A 1,124-nucleotide genomic window follows, 5' to 3' on the forward strand; every position below is an offset into this window, starting at 1 on the left:
TCGTCGGTGCGGCCGGCGATGGGCGAGCCGATCGCCACGTCCGTCCCCGCCCCCAACCGGTGCAGCAACACCGCCAACGCGGCCTGCAACACCATCGGCACCGTCGCCCCCCGGCCCCGCGCCACCGCCTCCACCCGCGCCAGCAGATCCGGCTCCAGCCCGAACCCCACCGTCGCGCCCCGATAACTGGCCACCGCCGGACGCGGACGATCCACCGGCAACCGCACCGGCTGCGGCAAACCCGCCAGCTCCCCACGCCAGTACTCCACCTGCGACGCCACCAGCCGCTCATCACCCAGCAACTCGTGCTGCCACAACGTGTAATCCGCGTACTGCACCGGCAACTCAGCCCACCCCGGCACCCGCCCCGCCAGCCGCGCCCGATACGCCACCGACAAGTCCCGCGCCAACGGCGCCGCCGATTCCCCATCCGCCGCGATGTGATGCAACAACAACACCAGCACGTGCTCACGAGCCCCCACCCGCAACAAACTCGCCCGAACCGGCACCTCCCCCGAAAGATCGAACGCGTACGCCACCGCCCCCGCGACCGCCGCCCCCACATCCACCGGCTCGGCCACCGGCAACCCGACCACCACCTCCTCAGCCGGAAGCACCCGCTGCCCCGGCACCCCACCCGCATCCTCGGCGAACACCGTCCGCAAACTCTCGTGCCGGCCCACCACGTCACCGATCGCCGCCCGCAACGCCGCCACGTCCAGATCACCGGACAGCCGCAACACCACAGGCAGGTTGTACGTCGACGACGAACCCTCGAACCGATCGATGAACCACAACCGGCGCTGCGCGAAGGAGAGGGGGATCATGACACGGTCACCTTTCGGTCATCCTGCGGAGCGGTGCCCTGACGGACGTGGACAGCTCCTGCCGGCGTCGCGCCAGCTGGGCTACGGACGGGGACTCGAAGAGCACCCGGATCGGCACTTCGAGGCGGAGTGTCGCGCGTATGCGGCTGACGAGCTGGGTCGCGAGCAGGGAGTGCCCGCCCAGGGCGAAGAAGTCGTCGTCCACACCGACCCGCTCCACCCCCAGCACCTCGGCGAACAGCCGGCAGAGCACCTCCTCCTCACCCGCCGACGGCGCCCGGTACACCGACGCCCCGA

General features: G+C 71.0%; 2 protein-coding genes. Both read right to left on the bottom strand.

All coding sequences use genetic code 11. The annotated features are described in order from the left end of the window. A partial coding sequence (locus tag ABFX50_RS50445; RefSeq protein ID WP_346158400.1) for a condensation domain-containing protein occupies positions 1 to 827 on the bottom strand: 827 nt, incomplete at its 3' end. Positions 828 to 834: 7 nt separating this feature from the next. Next, a partial coding sequence (locus ABFX50_RS50450) for a phosphopantetheine-binding protein (protein WP_346158402.1) occupies positions 835 to 1,124 on the bottom strand: 290 nt, incomplete at its 5' end.

The sequence above is a fragment of the Nonomuraea recticatena genome, assembly GCF_039533245.1.
Taxonomy (GTDB): Bacteria; Actinomycetota; Actinomycetes; order Streptosporangiales; family Streptosporangiaceae; genus Nonomuraea; species Nonomuraea roseola.